Source organism: Serratia sp. B501 (assembly GCF_051172315.1).
Taxonomy (GTDB): domain Bacteria; phylum Pseudomonadota; class Gammaproteobacteria; order Enterobacterales; family Enterobacteriaceae; genus Serratia; species Serratia ureilytica.
Genome location: NZ_JBPIZB010000002.1, coordinates 321,504 through 336,258, shown reverse-complemented (window position 1 = coordinate 336,258; position 14,755 = coordinate 321,504). Strand labels below are relative to the sequence as shown.

Annotated in this window: 14 protein-coding genes; 11 read left to right on the top strand and 3 right to left on the bottom strand. The window is 64.5% G+C overall.

Translation table 11 applies throughout. From position 1 onward, the window contains the following. Positions 1–97: 97 nt before the first annotated feature. The 3 genes from ACSBQV_RS08025 (at position 98) to dinG (ending at position 3,077) form a co-directional block, all read left to right on the top strand. Positions 98–430 (top strand): carboxymuconolactone decarboxylase family protein, encoded by a 333-nt coding sequence (locus ACSBQV_RS08025; RefSeq protein ID WP_099785197.1) that lies wholly within the window; start codon positions 98–100, stop codon positions 428–430. Next, entirely contained in the window at positions 420–812 is a 393-nt protein-coding gene (locus tag ACSBQV_RS08020; protein WP_099785195.1) for a tautomerase family protein, read from the top strand. The genes ACSBQV_RS08025 and ACSBQV_RS08020 overlap by 11 nt, the downstream gene beginning before the upstream one ends. A gap of 66 nt (positions 813–878) precedes the next feature. Then, entirely contained in the window at positions 879–3,077 is a 2,199-nt protein-coding gene (gene dinG / locus ACSBQV_RS08015) for an ATP-dependent DNA helicase DinG (protein ID WP_033642371.1), read from the top strand. On the opposite strand, the gene ACSBQV_RS08010 is transcribed toward dinG, so the two are convergent. After that, positions 3,078–3,512, bottom strand: a complete 435-nt coding sequence (locus ACSBQV_RS08010) for an Lrp/AsnC family transcriptional regulator (RefSeq protein ID WP_042783967.1) — start codon at positions 3,510–3,512, stop codon at positions 3,078–3,080. 136 nt (positions 3,513–3,648) lie between these two features. On the opposite strand from ACSBQV_RS08010, the gene ACSBQV_RS08005 reads away from it, so the two are divergent. After that, the gene (locus ACSBQV_RS08005; protein WP_099785193.1) at positions 3,649–4,557 is read left to right on the top strand and encodes a DMT family transporter; all 909 of its coding nucleotides are present in this window, start codon (positions 3,649–3,651) and stop codon (positions 4,555–4,557) included. Positions 4,558–4,560: 3 nt separating this feature from the next. Here ACSBQV_RS08005 and prpR read toward each other — a convergent pair whose 3' ends face one another. Beyond that, positions 4,561–6,162, bottom strand: a complete 1,602-nt coding sequence (prpR, locus tag ACSBQV_RS08000; RefSeq protein ID WP_099785191.1) for a propionate catabolism operon regulatory protein PrpR — start codon at positions 6,160–6,162, stop codon at positions 4,561–4,563. A 244-nt stretch (positions 6,163–6,406) separates the two neighbouring features. Here prpR and prpB point away from each other — a divergent pair, with 244 nt between their 5' ends. The 4 genes from prpB (at position 6,407) to ACSBQV_RS07980 (ending at position 10,705) form a co-directional block, all read left to right on the top strand. Then, positions 6,407–7,297, top strand: a complete 891-nt coding sequence (gene prpB / locus ACSBQV_RS07995; protein ID WP_099789397.1) for a methylisocitrate lyase — start codon at positions 6,407–6,409, stop codon at positions 7,295–7,297. Positions 7,298–7,330: 33 nt separating this feature from the next. Beyond that, complete coding sequence (prpC, locus tag ACSBQV_RS07990; protein ID WP_099784277.1) at positions 7,331–8,494, top strand: bifunctional 2-methylcitrate synthase/citrate synthase; 1,164 nt, start codon at positions 7,331–7,333, stop codon at positions 8,492–8,494. A 50-nt stretch (positions 8,495–8,544) separates the two neighbouring features. Then, positions 8,545–9,996, top strand: a complete 1,452-nt coding sequence (locus ACSBQV_RS07985) for a bifunctional 2-methylcitrate dehydratase/aconitate hydratase (protein WP_099784374.1) — start codon at positions 8,545–8,547, stop codon at positions 9,994–9,996. 79 nt (positions 9,997–10,075) lie between these two features. After that, complete coding sequence (locus tag ACSBQV_RS07980) at positions 10,076–10,705, top strand: LysE family translocator (protein ID WP_033650543.1); 630 nt, start codon at positions 10,076–10,078, stop codon at positions 10,703–10,705. Here the strand turns inward: ACSBQV_RS07980 and ACSBQV_RS07975 are convergent. Continuing rightward, complete coding sequence (locus ACSBQV_RS07975) at positions 10,702–11,541, bottom strand: helix-turn-helix transcriptional regulator (protein WP_046686666.1); 840 nt, start codon at positions 11,539–11,541, stop codon at positions 10,702–10,704. The genes ACSBQV_RS07980 and ACSBQV_RS07975 overlap by 4 nt on opposite strands. Positions 11,542–11,640: 99 nt before the next feature. Here ACSBQV_RS07975 and ACSBQV_RS07970 point away from each other — a divergent pair, with 99 nt between their 5' ends. From ACSBQV_RS07970 to ybiB, 3 genes are read left to right on the top strand one after another with little or no spacing between them, the layout of a single operon-like run. Then, the gene (locus ACSBQV_RS07970) at positions 11,641–13,065 is read left to right on the top strand and encodes an MFS transporter (protein WP_099784279.1); all 1,425 of its coding nucleotides are present in this window, start codon (positions 11,641–11,643) and stop codon (positions 13,063–13,065) included. A gap of 57 nt (positions 13,066–13,122) precedes the next feature. After that, positions 13,123–13,752 (top strand): FMN-binding negative transcriptional regulator, encoded by a 630-nt coding sequence (locus ACSBQV_RS07965; RefSeq protein ID WP_099784282.1) that lies wholly within the window; start codon positions 13,123–13,125, stop codon positions 13,750–13,752. 37 nt (positions 13,753–13,789) lie between these two features. After that, positions 13,790–14,749: a DNA-binding protein YbiB gene (ybiB, locus tag ACSBQV_RS07960; protein ID WP_099784284.1), complete on the top strand. Its 960-nt coding sequence runs from the start codon at positions 13,790–13,792 to the stop codon at positions 14,747–14,749. The last annotated feature ends 6 nt before the right edge of the window (positions 14,750–14,755 follow it).

The window sequence follows — 14,755 nt, the reverse complement described above, 5'->3', positions numbered from 1 at the left end:
CTCCCGTTTTTCTGAACCGAGACTGCCGAAAATCCCGATTTTCACTCGCCTCGTCGGCGGGTAGCGTAAGGCTATCCGCAACTGACAGGAGAGTGTGATGCAATCAGAATCCCGGGCCGGACAACAGGCGTTCGGCGATATCGCCCCCAAGCTGGCGCAGCTCAGCGACAGCGTCTTGTTTGACGATGTCTGGCAGCGGCCAGAGCTGAGCCCGCGCGAGCGCAGCCTGATCACCGTCGCCGCGCTGGTGGCGCTCAACCGCCTGGAGCAACTGCCGTTTCATCTGCAGCTGGCGCAGCGCAACGGCGTGGCGCATCAGCAGCTGGCTGAGCTCATCACCCACCTGGCGTTTTACGCCGGCTGGCCCGTGGCGGCGTCGGCCGTGGCGCGCCTGCGCGAGCTGGAACCGGAGGCGCCCCATGCCGTTTAGCCGCATCGCCCTGCATCAGGGCAAATCCGCCGACTACCTGCAAACCTTGTCCGACAGCCTGCATCAGGCGCTGGTGGAGGCGTTCGAGGTGCCGCCGGCGGACAGGTTTCAGGCGATCGATCAATACCGCCCCGGTGAGCTTATCTACGATCGCGACTATCTCGGCGGGCCGCGCAGTGCGGATTTCGTGCTGTTCTACATCACCGCCGGGCGGCCGCGCGACAGCGACACCAAGCGGCGTTTTTACCGGCGGTTGGCGACGCTGCTGGCGGAGAACCTGCGGCTGAACCCCGAGGATGTGATGGTGGTGATCGCCACCACCCAGTTGGACGAGTGGTCGTTCGGCGGCGGTCGCGCCTCGATGATCGATCCGCAGGCGTAACTCGGGCTGACGCCGCCGGCGGTCTGTGGGACAATAGCGCCATCATTTCGTTTAGATAAGAGTTGAATGGCGCTCTCCTCCGCAGTTAAAGATCAGATTGGCCAGTGGTACAAAGCCCTGCAGCAGCAAATACCGGATTTTATTTCCCGCGCGCCCCAGCGTCAGATGATCGCCGAGGTGGCGAAGACGCTGGCCGGCGACTACCCGCGCCATCTGGCGATCGAGGCGCCGACCGGCGTCGGCAAAACGCTGTCTTACCTGATACCGGGCATCGCCGTCGGGCGGGCGGAGAGCAAACCGCTGGTGGTCAGCACCGCCAACGTGGCGCTGCAGGATCAGATCTACAGCAAGGATTTGCCGCTGCTGAAGAAGATTATTCCCGATCTGAAATTTACCGGCGCCTTTGGCCGCGGGCGTTACGTCTGCCCGCGCAACCTGGCGGCGATGAGCACCGACGTTAGCCAACAGGGCGATCTGACGCTGTTTCTCGACGACGAGCTGGCGCCGTCCAGCGGTGAAGAGCAGGCGCTGTGTCAGAAACTGACCAAGGCGCTGGCCCGCTTTGAGTGGGACGGGCTGCGCGATCACTATCAGCAGAGCATCGACGATCCGCTGTGGGCCAAGCTGAGCACTGACAAGGCCAACTGCCTGGGACGCAACTGTCACTACATTCGCGAATGCCCGTTCTATATCGCCCGCAAAGAGATTGAGAGCGCCGACGTGGTGGTGGCCAACCACGCGCTGGTGATGGCGGCGCTGGAGACGGAATCGGTGCTGCCGAACCCGAAAGAGCTGCTGCTGGTGCTGGACGAAGGCCACCATTTGCCGGAGGTGGCGCGCGATGCGCTGGAGATCGACGGGGAAATCACCGCGCTGTCGACCAACCTGCAGTTGGACATGATCGTGCGCCAGGTCGAACAGTGCATGACGCAGTACCGGCCGAAGAATCCGCCGGGGCTGGCCAACAGCGAACGGCTGAAGAACCATTGCGAGGAGCTGCGCGAGCTGGTGCAGATCTTCGAGCATCAGGTCAGCGCCTACCTGCCCGGCGACAGCGTGGCGGCCGAGCACCGTTTTGAAATGGGCGAGCTGCCTGCGGAGATGGTGGAGAGCTGCGCGCGGCTGTTCAAACTGACCGATGCGCTGCGCGGGCTGGCGGAGTTCGTGCTTAACGATCTTACCGAACAGACCGGCAAGCACGACATCATGCGTCTGCACCGCTCGATCATTCAGATGAGCCGCACGCTGGGCTATCTGGAGGCGATGAGCAAGCTGTGGCGGCTGGCGGCGCTCGACAAGTCGTCCAACGCGCCGATCTCCAAATGGGTCACGCGCGAACTGCGCGATAACGTCACCCATCTGTATTTGCACTGCGTCGGCATTCGCGTCAGCGATCAGCTGGAAAAGCTGCTGTGGCGCAAGGTGCCGCACGTGGTGGTCACCTCGGCCACGCTGCGTTCACTGAACAGCTTCGCGCGTTTGCAAGAGATGAGCGGGCTGAGCGAGAAGGCCGGCGATCGCTTCGAAACGCTCTCATCGCCGTTCAATCACGTCGAACAGGGCAAGATTGTCATTCCGCAGATGCGCTATGAACCGGCGCTCGCCAACGAGGCGGAGCACCTCGAGGAAATGGCGCGGTTTTTCCGCGCCGAGCAGGCGAGCGGCAAGCACAAAGGCATGCTGATCCTGTTCAGCAGCCACCGGGCGATGCAGACTTTCCTCAGCTACGTGACCGATCTGCGGCTGATGCTGCTGGTGCAGGGCGACCAGCCGCGCTACCGGCTGGTGGAAGAGCACCGCAAGCGGGTGGAGAAGGGTGTCGCCAGCGTGCTGGTGGGGCTGCAATCGTTCGCCGAAGGGCTGGATCTGAAAGGCGAACTGCTGACCCAGGTGCATATTCACAAAATCGCGTTCCCGCCGATCGACAGCCCGGTGATCATCACCGAAGGCGAGTGGCTGAAATCGCTGAAGCGTTATCCGTTCGAAGTGCAGAGCCTGCCGAGCGCCTCGTTCAACCTGATCCAGCAGGTCGGCCGCCTGATCCGCAGCAACCAATGTTACGGCGAGATCGTGATCTACGATCGCCGGCTGTTGACCAAAAACTACGGTTCGCGGCTGTTGGCGTCGTTGCCGGTGTTCCCGATTGAGCAGCGCGCGGTGCCGGAGGCCGACAAGGCGCATCTGGCGGCGCTGAAATCCGCCGCCGACGCGGCTAAAAAAGAGAAGAAGCGCGGCAACCCTTTCGCCCGCAAACGGCGGCGTTGATCAGAGCAGCGGCGGCAGGCGGCGCTTGACCGGCGTGGTTTTCACGATCGAGGTGTTGCTCTGCGCGTGCTCGGCCAGCCGATCGAGGGTGTGGTCGAGCTGTTCCATCGAGTGCGCCACCAGCCGCACGATAAAGCAGTCTTCGCCGGTCACCTTATCGCATTCGACCACTTCCGGGATCGCCTGAATCAGCTGTTCGACCTTCTTCAGCATGCCCGGCAGCGGCTTGATGCGCACCAGCGACTGAAAGGCGTAACCCACCGCCTGCAGATTGACGTTCAGGGTATAGCCCTGGATCACGCCGCTTTCCTCCAGCCGCCGCAGTCTTTCCGACGTGCTCGGCGACGACAGGCCCACCTGCGCGCTCAGCGTTTTCAACGATGCGCGCGCATCTTCCGCCAGAATGGTCAGGATTTGGCGATCGATATCATCCATAACGCCTCCGTTAGGTTTTTTCTTGATTGTGGCTGCGAGAAAAAGGCAGTTAAGCATATCTGCCTTTTTTATGCTATGGAAAGCCGCCCTGCGAAGCCGCAAGCTATGTCTCTGGGCAAGCTTTGAGGAACGCAGAATGAATGCAGAGATAAAACGCGGCTCGCTGGAGATGGCGGCGGCGATGCTGATTTCCGGCTCCATCGGCTGGTTTGTGCTGATGTCCGGCCAGCCGGTGGTCAACGTGGTGTTTTGGCGCTGCGCGGTGGGGGCGCTGGTGCTGCTGGCGGTGTGCGGCGCGCTGGGCCAGCTGCGCCGCGATGCGCTGACGCGCGCCACGCTGCTGCTGGCAATCGCCGGCGGCGTCGCGCTGGTGATCAACTGGCTGCTGCTGTTCGCCGCCTATTCCTATGCCTCTATCTCCATCGCCACCGCGGTGTACAACACCCAGCCGTTTATGCTGGTGGGGCTGGGGGCGCTGTTTCTGGGGGAACGGCTGACCGCCCGCAAGTTGCTGTGGTTGGGGCTGGCGTTCGGCGGCATGATGCTGGTGGTGCTGGCGCAGCCGCGGCAGGCGGGGGAGCAGAGCCATTATCTGGCGGGCATCGCGCTGGCGCTCGGCGCGGCGTTTTTCTACGCCCTGATGGCGCTGGCGGCCAAGCGGCTGAAGGGCACGCCGCCCCATCTTATTGCGCTGATCCAGGTAACGGTGGGGGCGGTGATGCTGCTGCCGCTGGTGGATTTTCATGCGTCGGCCAGCGTGGGGCAGTGGGGGATGCTGGCGACGCTCGGCGTGTTGCATACCGGCCTGATGTACGTGCTGATGTACGGCGCGTTGCAGAAGCTGCCGACTCACCTGATCGGCTCGCTGTCGTTCATCTACCCGATCGCCGCCATGCTGGTGGATCGCCTGGCGTTTGACCACCGGCTGTCGGCATGGCAACTGCTGGGGACGGCGATCATCCTGCTGGCGGCGGCGGGCATGAACCTGCTGGGCGAGCGGCGAGCGCGACTGCTGCCGGCCTCGGACGGCCGGCGCGCCGGCTGATGCTCAGTTCGGTTTTTTCAGCCGGCGCCATAAAGTGGTGCGGCTGATCCCGAGCAACCGGGCGGCGGCGGCGTGGTCGCCCCCGCACCGCGCCAGGGCTTCGCGGGCGGAGACGGGCGCCGCCGGCGTCTCGGGCGGCGGGGCCACCGCCAGCTCCGGCAGCAGCCACTGCAGGGTCTCGCCGCTCGGCGCGACGCCGGTGCTCAGCATCAGCGCCACCCGTTCCATCATGTTGCGCAGCTCGCGCAGGTTGCCGGGCCAGGCGTAATGACCCAGCGCGGCGTAACACCCGGCCAGGGCGGCGCGCAGCGGCTCCGTCAGCGGCACGTCGAGCGCCGCCAGCGACTGTTTCAGAAAGTGTTCCGCCAGCATCGCGATATCGTCGCCGCGCGCCCGCAATGGCGGCAGCCGCAGCCGCAGGGCGCTCAGGCGGTAAAACAGATCGGCGCGAAAATCGCCCTGTTGAATCGCCTGCTCCAGGCGGGTGTGGGTGGCGCTGATGACGCGAAAGTCGACCTTTACCGGCTGTTGCCCACCGACCCGGGTGATGGTTTTTTCTTCCAGCGCCCGCAGCAGCCGGGTTTGCAGGTGCAGCGGCATTTCGCCGATCTCATCCAGAAACAGGGTGCCGCCGTTGGCGGTTTCCAGCAGCCCGCGTCGGCCGCCGCGCCGTGAACCGGTGAAGGCGCCTTCTTCATAGCCGAACAGCTCCGCCTCCAGCAGCGATTCGGCGATGGCGCCGCAGTTGATGGCGACGAACGGCGGTGTCGCGCCCCTGGACGGCGCGCCGCGCCGGGAAAAGTATTCGCGGTGGATCGCCTGCGCCGCCAGCTCTTTGCCGGTGCCGGTTTCGCCTTCGATCAATACCGCCGCCGGCGAGCGGGCGTACAGCATGATGGTGCGCCGGGTCTGCTCCATCTGCGGGGAGTCGCCCTGTAAATCGCTCAGCCCATAGCGCGGCTGCAGGGTATCGCGCGCGGCGTAATCGCCGCCGCGCTTGGCGCCGCCCAGCATCAGGCGCGTTACGTCCAGCGCATCGCTGAAGGCGGCGCGCAGGGTGGCGGCGGAATAGAGAAAAATGGCGGTGAGCCCGGCTTCTTCCGCCAGATCGCTGATGAGGCCGGCGCCGACCACGGCCTGAATACCGGCGGCTTTCAGCTCGGCGATCTGGCCGCGCGCGTCCTCTTCGGTGACGTAACTGCGCTGCTCCAGCGGCAGATCGAAGGTTTGCTGGAACTCCATCAGCGCGGGCAGGGGCGTTTTATAGGTGATGACGCCGATCCGGTCGGCGGTTCTGCGCGCCTGGCTCAGCGCCTGCAGCAGGTCGAAGCCGCCGGGCTTGACCAAAATGACCGGCACCGACAGGCGGCTTTTCAGGTAGGCGCCGTTGGAGCCGGCGGCGATGATGGCGTCGCAAGGCTCGGTAGCCAGGCGAGCGCGGATATGCTGCACCGCCTCCTCGAAGCCGAGACGGATCGGGGTGATGGTCGCCAGATGGTCGAACTCGAGACTGATATCCCGGAACAGATCGAACAGGCGGGTGATGGAGACGGTCCAGATCACCGGTTTGTCCGGCGTGCGGGACGGCGTGATGTGATCGCTCATGGTGGGTTACCGAATGAAAGTGGCTGCATTAGGTGTAGCCTTGTTTCAGTCATGTTTCAAATATGCCGAGTGAAACCGCGATTGAAACGTTAACTGAAACGTTTTTTATCCCTTAGCCTGGCGATTGGCGCAGCAGTTTTTGTAACGTATTTATTTTTATCGCTTTTAATTTTTTCCTCGCCAAAGTGCAACCTGGCCCGCCCCTTGCTCTGTCTGTTCCATCTAGCTAATCGGAGAGAACGTCATGACGCTGCGCTCACCCGGGCTCGCCTTTCGTCAGGCCCTGAGTAAAGAAAAACCCCTGCAAATCGCCGGCGCGATCAACGCCAACCATGCCCTGCTGGCCCAGCGGGCGGGGTTCCAGGCCATCTATCTTTCCGGCGGCGGCGTGGCGGCCGGTTCGCTGGGGCTGCCGGACCTGGGTATTTCGACGTTGGACGATGTGTTGACCGATATTCGCCGCATCACCGATGCCTGCCCGCTGCCGCTGCTGGTGGATGTCGACAGCGGTTTCGGCGCATCGGCGTTCAACGTCGCCCGCACGGTGCGCTCGGTGAGCAAGGCCGGGGCGGCGGCGCTGCATATCGAAGATCAGGTCGGCGCCAAGCGCTGCGGCCATCGGCCCAATAAGGCCATCGTCTCCACCGAAGAGATGGTGGATCGCATCAAGGCGGCGGTAGATGCGCGCAGCGATCCGGACTTCGTGATCATGGCGCGCACCGATGCGCTGGCGGTGGAGGGGCTGGAGGCGGCCATCGAGCGCGCTCAGGCTTACGTGGCGGCCGGGGCCGACATGCTGTTCCCGGAAGCGATTACCGAGCTGGGCATGTACCGCCGCTTCGCCGAAGCGACGCAGGTGCCGATACTCGCCAACATCACCGAATTCGGCGCGACGCCGCTGTTCACTACCGAGGAGCTGCGCAGCGCCCAGGTGGATATGGCGCTGTATCCGCTGTCGGCCTTCCGAGCGATGAATCGGGCGGCGGAGCGGGTGTACCGCGCCCTGCGCGAGGAGGGCACGCAGAAAAACGTCATCGACACCATGCAGACCCGCAACGAGCTGTATGAAAGCATCAACTACTATTTGTTCGAAGAGAAACTCGACGCTCTGTTCGCTCGCCAACGCGACGAATAAGCGCCATTCACGCAGAAGCCAAATGAGGACAGTATGAGCCAAGCGATCCCCCCGCAAAGCCCGACTGACGTTAAGCCGAAAAAATCCGTGGCGTTATCCGGCGTGCCCGCCGGGAATACCGCGCTGTGTTCCGTAGGGCGCAGCGGCAACGATCTGCACTACCGCGGTTACGACATTCTCGACCTCGCGCGCCACTGCGAGTTTGAAGAGGTCGCCCATCTGCTGATCCACGGCAAGTTGCCCAACCGCGACGAACTTCATGCCTACAAGCAGCGGCTCAAAGCGCTGCGCGGCCTGCCCGCCAGCGTGCGCACGGTGCTGGAGGCGCTGCCGGCGGCATCTCACCCGATGGACGTGATGCGCACCGGCGTTTCGGCCCTCGGCTGCACGCTGCCGGAAAAAGAGCAGCACGGCGCGGCCGGCGCGCGCGACATCGCCGACCGGCTGCTGGCGTCGTTGGGATCGATGCTGCTCTACTGGTATCACTACAGCCACAACGGCGAGCGCATTCAGCCGGAGACCGACGACGATTCCATCGGCGGCCACTTCCTGCACCTGCTGCACGGCGCAGCGCCTTCCGCCAGCTGGGAGCAGGCGATGCACGCGTCATTGATCCTGTACGCCGAGCATGAATTCAACGCCTCGACCTTCGCCGGCCGGGTGATCGCCGGCACCGGATCCGATGTCTATTCGGCGATCGTCGGCGCCATTGGCGCGCTGCGCGGGCCGAAGCACGGCGGCGCCAACGAGGTGTCGCTGGAGATCCAGCAACGCTATGAAACGCCGGACGAAGCGGAAGCCGACATTCGCCGCCGCATCGACAACAAAGAGGTGGTGATCGGCTTCGGGCACCCGGTGTACACCGTCTCCGATCCGCGCCATCAGGTGATCAAAGAGATCGCGCTGCGCCTGTCGCAGGAAGCGGGTGCGATGAAGCTGTATGACATCGCCGATCGGCTGGAAAGCGTGATGCACGACACCAAAAACATGTTCCCCAACCTCGACTGGTTCTCGGCGGTGTCTTATCACCAGCTGGGGGTGCCCACCGAAATGTTCACGCCGCTGTTCGTCATGGCGCGCGTCAGCGGCTGGTCGGCGCACATCATCGAGCAACGGCAGGACAACAAAATCATTCGCCCGTCCGCCAACTATACCGGGCCGGAAGCGCGAGCCTTCGTACCGCTGGATCAGCGCTGAGCGCCGGTCGTTATCGTGTCGTTTTCACTCTGGAGCCTTTGGGAATCATGATGCTTGAGTCTGCCAATACCCGCCGTCCGCCGTTCGATCGCGAAATGGTCGATATCGTCGATTATGTGATGAAAGAGGCCGTCGATACCCCGGCGGCGTACCGCACCGCCCATTATTGCCTGCTCGATACCCTCGGCTGCGGGCTGGAGGCGCTGAGCTACCCGGCCTGCAAGAAAATGATGGGGCCGGTGGTGCCGGGCGCCGAGGTGCTGAACGGCAGCCGGGTGCCCGGCACCCGTTTCCAGCTGGATCCGGTGCAGGCGGCGTTCAATATCGGCACCATGATCCGCTGGCTCGACTTTAACGACACCTGGCTGGCGGCGGAGTGGGGCCACCCGTCGGACAACCTGGGCGGGATCCTGGCGGTGGCCGATTGGCTCTCTCGCCAGGCGGTGGCGGCGGGCAAAGCGCCGCTGACCATGCGGCAGGTGCTGATCGCCATGATCAAGGCGCATGAGATCCAGGGCTGCCTGGCGCTGGAAAACGCCTTCAACCGGGTAGGGTTGGATCACGTGCTGCTGGTGAAGGTGGCGTCCACCGCGGTGGTGGCGCAGCTGCTCGGCCTGAGCCGCGAGGCGATCCTGAACGCGGTGTCGCTGGCGTGGGTGGACGGGCAGTCGCTGCGCACCTACCGCCACGCGCCGAACGCCGGCACCCGCAAATCCTGGGCGGCGGGGGATGCGACCGCCCGCGCGGTGCGGCTGGCGCTGATGGCCGCCACCGGTGAGATGGGCTATCCCTCGGCGCTCACGGCGCCGATCTGGGGATTCTACGACGTCTCGTTCAACGGCAAACCTTTCCGCTTCCAGCGGCCGTACGGCGCGTATGTGATGGAGAACGTGCTGTTTAAAATTTCGTTCCCGGCGGAGTTCCATGCCCAGACCGCCGTGGAGGCGGCCATGACGCTGCACCGCCAGATGCAGGCCGCCGGCAAAACCGCCGCCGATATCGCCAGGGTGAGCATCCGCACCCACGAGGCCTGCCTGCGCATTATCGACAAGCAGGGGCCGCTGGATAATCCGGCGGATCGCGATCACTGCATTCAGTATATGGTGGCGATCCCGCTGCTGTTCGGCCGGCTGACGGCGGCGGATTACGAGGACCGGGTGGCCGAAGATCCGCGCATCGACGCATTGCGTAGCAAGATACATTGCCATGAAGATCCCGCCTTCACGCGCGATTATCACGATCCGGAAAAACGCTCGATAGCCAATGCGCTGACGGTGGAGTTCGCCGACGGCAGCCGTCTGGATGAGGTGGCGGTGGAGTATCCTATCGGCCATGCGCGGCGGCGCGAAGAGGGCATCCCGCTGCTGATCGAGAAGTTCAAAACCAACCTGGCGCGCCAGTTCCCGGCCCTGCAGCAGCAGCGCATTCTCGAGGTGTCGCTGGACCGGCAGCGGCTGGCGCAGATGCCGGTCAACGAGTATCTCGATTTGTGGGTGATCTGACGCGAGCGGCGCTGACAAGCCAGGTCGGCGTCGCTATGATGGACGCTCCATCCCCGTCCGTCTTCTTATCAGGTGATTCATGATTGATGCCGCAACGCTGTTGTTGTTTTCCGGTGCCTGCGTGGCGCTGGCGCTGACCCCCGGCCCGGATATGCTACTGATCGCTTCGCGCAGCGTCAGCCAGGGGCCGCGGGCCGGTTTCGCTTCGCTGGCGGGCATTCAACTCGGCACTTACTGCCATGCGCTGGCGGCGGCGCTGGGGTTGTCGCAACTGTTCGTCGCGGTGCCGCTGGCTTACGACGCGGTGAGAATGTTGGGCGCAGCTTATCTGCTCTATCTGGCGTGGAAAACGTTGCGATCCGGCAGCAGTCTGCAGGCTTCCGCCGGGTTGCAGGCGGTGCCGACGGCGCGCATTTTCCGACAGGGGCTGCTGACCAACATCCTCAACCCGAAGATGGCGCTGTTCGTGCTGGCGCTGTTCCCGCAGTTTATCGATCCGCGCGCCGGCTCGGTGGTGGTGCAGATGCTGGCGCTGGCGACGGTGCTGAATCTGGTCGGCTTGCTGATTAACGGCGGGGTGATCCTGGCGGTCAGCGGCATGAAAAGCCGTTTCGCCGGCCGCCGTTTCAGCGCCCGCTGGCCGAACTACCTGCTGAGCGGCGTGTTCGCCGGGCTGGCCTGCAAACTCATTTTCGACAGCCGTCGTTAATCCTCGCGCAGCAGCGCTTCAAACGCCGCGCTGGCCGGTTCGTCCGGCAGCGCGCTGTACATCACCAGCCGCAGATGGTTCTCTTCGTCGACGATGAAAGAGGCATGGTCAAAGGTGACCGGGCCGATCTCCGGGACGACGAAGCTGCGCCGCCCCTGACAGCGTCCGTGAATGTCATGCTGCCGCCAGAGCCGGCGGAACGGCGGCGACACCCGCTCCAGCGCCTGCACCCGTTGGCGCATTACCTCATCCTCCGGCGCGCGGGCGTAGTCGCGGCGGAAGCTGGCCAGGATTTGCGGCGCCTGCGCCTGCCACTCCAGCAGGCGCTCATTGAGCTGCGGATCGGCAAACAGCATCCACAACATGTTGCGCTCTTGCGCTGGGCGCTCGCCGATGGCGAACAGCCGCTGTGCCGCCGGATTCCAGGCGATGATGTCCCAACTCAGGTTCATGACGTAGGCCGGACGCAGCGCCAAATCGTCCAGCAGACGCCGCACCAACGGCGAAACCTGGCACCACTGATGCCCAACCGGCACCGGCGGGCGCTGATGCGCCAATAAGAACAGGTGGTAGCGGCCGGCGGCGTCGAGCTGCAGCACCCGCGCCAGATTTTCCAAAAACGTCACCGACGCATTGATTTCCCTGCCTTGCTCCAGCCAGGTGTACCAGGTGAGGCCGACGCCGGCCAGCGCCGCCACCTCCTCGCGCCGCAATCCCGGCGTGCGGCGGCGGCTGCCGCTCGGCAAGCCGACCGCCTCTGGCGACAGTTGTTCTCGCTTTTGCCGCAGAAAATCCCCCAGTTCGTGGCGGGTGCGTTCGAGGGTGCGTGGGGGCATGTCGGCCGTCCTGTTGCTGTCAGTAATAGTATAAATGGCTATATAGTAACAGTTTAAACCTTGTTCCATACTGCGGCCATCATAATCTCTGGAGGTGGTATGGAACATTCATTATCTCGTGAGCGGCGAGGGCTGCCCGGCCTGCCGGTGCTGCTGTTGGGCGGTTTTGTCACGGTGTTCGATCTGTTCGTGGTCAACGTGGCGGCGCCGGTGATCCAGCGGCAGTTCGCCGCCGATTTCGCCAGGGTCGGTTTGATCGTCGCCGGTTACGAGCTGGCGTTTGGGGTGCTGTTGATCGCCGGTGGGCGCCTGGGCGATCGCTTCGGGCGTCGGCGCTTGTTCAGCCTCGGCATGCTGGGATTCACGTTGAGCTCTCTGCTGTGCGGGCTGGCGGGATCGCTCGGCCTGCTGATCGCCGCGCGTATTCTGCAGGGGGCGACGGCGGCGCTGTTGTTCCCGCAAATTTACGCCTTGATGCGGGTGCTGTACGAGCCGCAACAGCGGCGGCGCGCCTTCGCCTGGCTGGGCATGACGTTGGGATTGGCGGCGATCTTCGGCCAGATCCTCGGCGGATTTATCATCGAGGCCAACCTGTTCGGCAGCGGCTGGCGCATGATCTTTTTGATCAATTTGCCGATCGGCGCACTGGCGCTGTGGGCGGCGCGGCGCATTCCCGAATCGCGGGTGGCGCAGGCGCAGCGGCTGGACGGCGTTGGCCTGTGGCTGGCGGCGACCGGCCTGTCGCTGTTGCTGCTGCCGTTGCTGGAGGGGCCGGCACGCGGCTGGCCGTGGTGGATAGCGCCGATGTTGGCGTTGGCGATGCTGACGCTGTGGGGCTTCCTGCGTTGGGAGCGGCGTCTGGCGCAGCGCGGTGACGATGCGGTGCTCGATCCGGCGCTGTTCCGCCAGGCGGGTTTCGCGCCGGGTATGGCGGTGGTGCTGGCGATTTATGCCACCGCCTCCTCGTTTTTCTTGTGTTTCGCACTGCTGCTGCAGGCGGGGGCGGGGCTGACGCCTTTTCAGGCGGGCAGCCTGTTCGCCCCGGCCAGCGCGGCCTTTATGTTGGCCTCGATGCTGGCGCCCCGGCTGGCGCAGCGGTGGGGCAACGGCGTGCTGAGCGTGGGCGTGGCGATTTACGCCGCCGGGTTGGCGCTATTGATGGCGCAGGCGCTGTGGGATGAGGCGCTGACGCATCCGCTGCGGCTGCTGCCGGGGTTGGTGGTGCTGGGGTTCGGTCAGGCGCTGAGCATGACGCCGCTGCTGAATCTGGTGCTGGGTTTGGCGCAGGAGCGGCAGGCGGGGATGGCGGCGGGTCTGGTCGCCACCGTGCAGCAGGTGGGAGGCGCGTTGGGCATCGTGGTCAGCGGCGTCGGTTTTGTGCCGCTGTTGGCGAGCGGCGGCGCGGCGGAGCGCTATGCCCAGGCCTTTGCCGGCGCCATGGTATTTAATCTGTTGGCGATGGGCGTGGCCCTGTTGTTGTTAAACCGGATCACTCGAAATAGCCAGAAAGCGGATCTTAAGTAGGCCGCCGGCGGGTGCTTTACTGTTGTCATCATGAGAGCGCGATAAGGAGCCCCACTGATGTTTCAACCCGCCGCATTTCGCGAAGACGATCTGGATGCCCAACTGGCGTTGATCCGCGCCCACCCGCTGGGGCTGTTGGTCAGCCACGGCAAGCACGGATTGACGGCCGACCCGCTGCCGTTTGTGGCCGATGTCGAACAGGGGCAGCTGCGGCTGCGGGCGCACCTGTCGCGCGCCAACGAGCACTGGCGGCGGTTGCGGCACGCCGCGGAATGCCTGGTGATCTTTCAAGGCCTGGAAGGTTATGTGTCGCCAGGCTGGTACCCGAGCAAACGCCAGACCGGCAAGGTGGTGCCGACCTGGAATTACAGCGTGGTGCAGCTGTATGGCGTGCCGACGGTGACGGACGATCCGGCCTGGCTGCGCCGCCAACTGATCGCTCTTACCGCGCAGCAGGAAGGGCGACGCCCGGAACCCTGGCGGCTCGATGATGCGCCGGCCAACTACATCGCCGCGCAGCTTAAAGGCATCGTCGGCATCGAGATCGCCGTCACCCGGCGTGAAGGCAAATGGAAGATGAGCCAAAACCGCAGCGCCGACGACGCCGGCGGGGTCATCGCCGGGCTGCGCGAGGGCGATGACTCGCAGCGGCGACTGGCGCAGGAGGTTGAGCGGCGGCGCGGATAGGGTATGCTAACTGAAGGGCAGCCAGGGGAACCTTCGGATGGATTACACCAAAATTATCAAAGAAATAGGCCGCGGCAAAAATCATGCGCGCGACCTGGATCAACAGACCGCTTTTCAACTGTATCAGGCGATGCTGGCCGGGGAGGTCCCCGAACTTGAGCTTGGCGGCATTCTGATCGCGCTGCGCATCAAGGGCGAAGCCGAAGAGGAGATGCTGGGGTTCTACCAGGCGATGCAGCAGCAGGTATTGTCGCTGCAGGCGCCGCAAGGGCGCCCGCTGCCGGTGGTGTTGCCGAGCTACAACGGCGCGCGCAAGCAGGCCAACCTGACACCGCTGCTGGCGCTGCTGCTGGCGAAAGTGGGCCTGCCGGTGGTGGTGCACGGCGTCCTGGACGACAGCACCCGCGTGACCAGCGCCGAGATTTTCCGCGCTCTGGGGCTGCCGTGGTCGGAACAGGCCGCTCATGCCCAGCAGCGCCTCGATAATGGCGAGGCGGTATTCATGCCGGTTTCCACGCTGTCGGCGCCGTTGGCGCGGCAGCTCGGATTGCGTTGGCGCATGGGGGTGCGCAACAGCGCCCATACGCTGGCCAAGCTGGCGACGCCGTTTGGCGAACAGGATGCGTTACGCCTCGCCAGCGTCTCTCATCCGGAGTATGTTGGCCGGGTGGCGTCGTTTTTCCGCCAGATTGGCGCCCGCGGGTTGCTGATGCACGGCACGGAAGGCGAAGCCTACGCCAACCCGCTGCGCTGCCCGCAGATTCATTATATTGCCGGCGGCGAACAGCACGTATTGCTGGAGCGCACCTTGCCGGATGAAACGCCGGCATTGCCGGCGGCGAAAGACGCGGAAACCACCGCGCGCTGGACCGAGCGCTGCCTGGCGGGCGAGGTGGCGATCCCGCAGGCCATCCAGCGGCAGGTCGCCTGTTGCCTGGTGGCCGCCGGCGAGAGCGAGACGCTGGAGCAGGGGCTGCAGCGCCTGCGTCAGGCCTAAGCGCGA

What these genes read in the sequence shown, in the direction of transcription:
- dinG (WP_033642371.1), top strand. Translation starts at nt 879, where the DNA reads ATGGCGCTCTCCTCCGCAGTTAAAGATCAGATTGGCCAGTGGTACAAA.
- prpR (WP_099785191.1), bottom strand. Translation starts at nt 6,162, where the DNA reads ATGAGCGATCACATCACGCCGTCCCGCACGCCGGACAAACCGGTGATC.
- ACSBQV_RS07980 (WP_033650543.1), top strand. Translation starts at nt 10,076, where the DNA reads ATGATTGATGCCGCAACGCTGTTGTTGTTTTCCGGTGCCTGCGTGGCG.
- ACSBQV_RS08005 (WP_099785193.1), top strand. Translation starts at nt 3,649, where the DNA reads ATGAATGCAGAGATAAAACGCGGCTCGCTGGAGATGGCGGCGGCGATG.
- ACSBQV_RS07975 (WP_046686666.1), bottom strand. Translation starts at nt 11,541, where the DNA reads ATGCCCCCACGCACCCTCGAACGCACCCGCCACGAACTGGGGGATTTT.
- ACSBQV_RS07985 (WP_099784374.1), top strand. Translation starts at nt 8,545, where the DNA reads ATGCTTGAGTCTGCCAATACCCGCCGTCCGCCGTTCGATCGCGAAATG.
- ybiB (WP_099784284.1), top strand. Translation starts at nt 13,790, where the DNA reads ATGGATTACACCAAAATTATCAAAGAAATAGGCCGCGGCAAAAATCAT.
- ACSBQV_RS08010 (WP_042783967.1), bottom strand. Translation starts at nt 3,512, where the DNA reads ATGGATGATATCGATCGCCAAATCCTGACCATTCTGGCGGAAGATGCG.
- ACSBQV_RS08020 (WP_099785195.1), top strand. Translation starts at nt 420, where the DNA reads ATGCCGTTTAGCCGCATCGCCCTGCATCAGGGCAAATCCGCCGACTAC.
- ACSBQV_RS08025 (WP_099785197.1), top strand. Translation starts at nt 98, where the DNA reads ATGCAATCAGAATCCCGGGCCGGACAACAGGCGTTCGGCGATATCGCC.
- prpB (WP_099789397.1), top strand. Translation starts at nt 6,407, where the DNA reads ATGACGCTGCGCTCACCCGGGCTCGCCTTTCGTCAGGCCCTGAGTAAA.
- ACSBQV_RS07965 (WP_099784282.1), top strand. Translation starts at nt 13,123, where the DNA reads ATGTTTCAACCCGCCGCATTTCGCGAAGACGATCTGGATGCCCAACTG.
- ACSBQV_RS07970 (WP_099784279.1), top strand. Translation starts at nt 11,641, where the DNA reads ATGGAACATTCATTATCTCGTGAGCGGCGAGGGCTGCCCGGCCTGCCG.
- prpC (WP_099784277.1), top strand. Translation starts at nt 7,331, where the DNA reads ATGAGCCAAGCGATCCCCCCGCAAAGCCCGACTGACGTTAAGCCGAAA.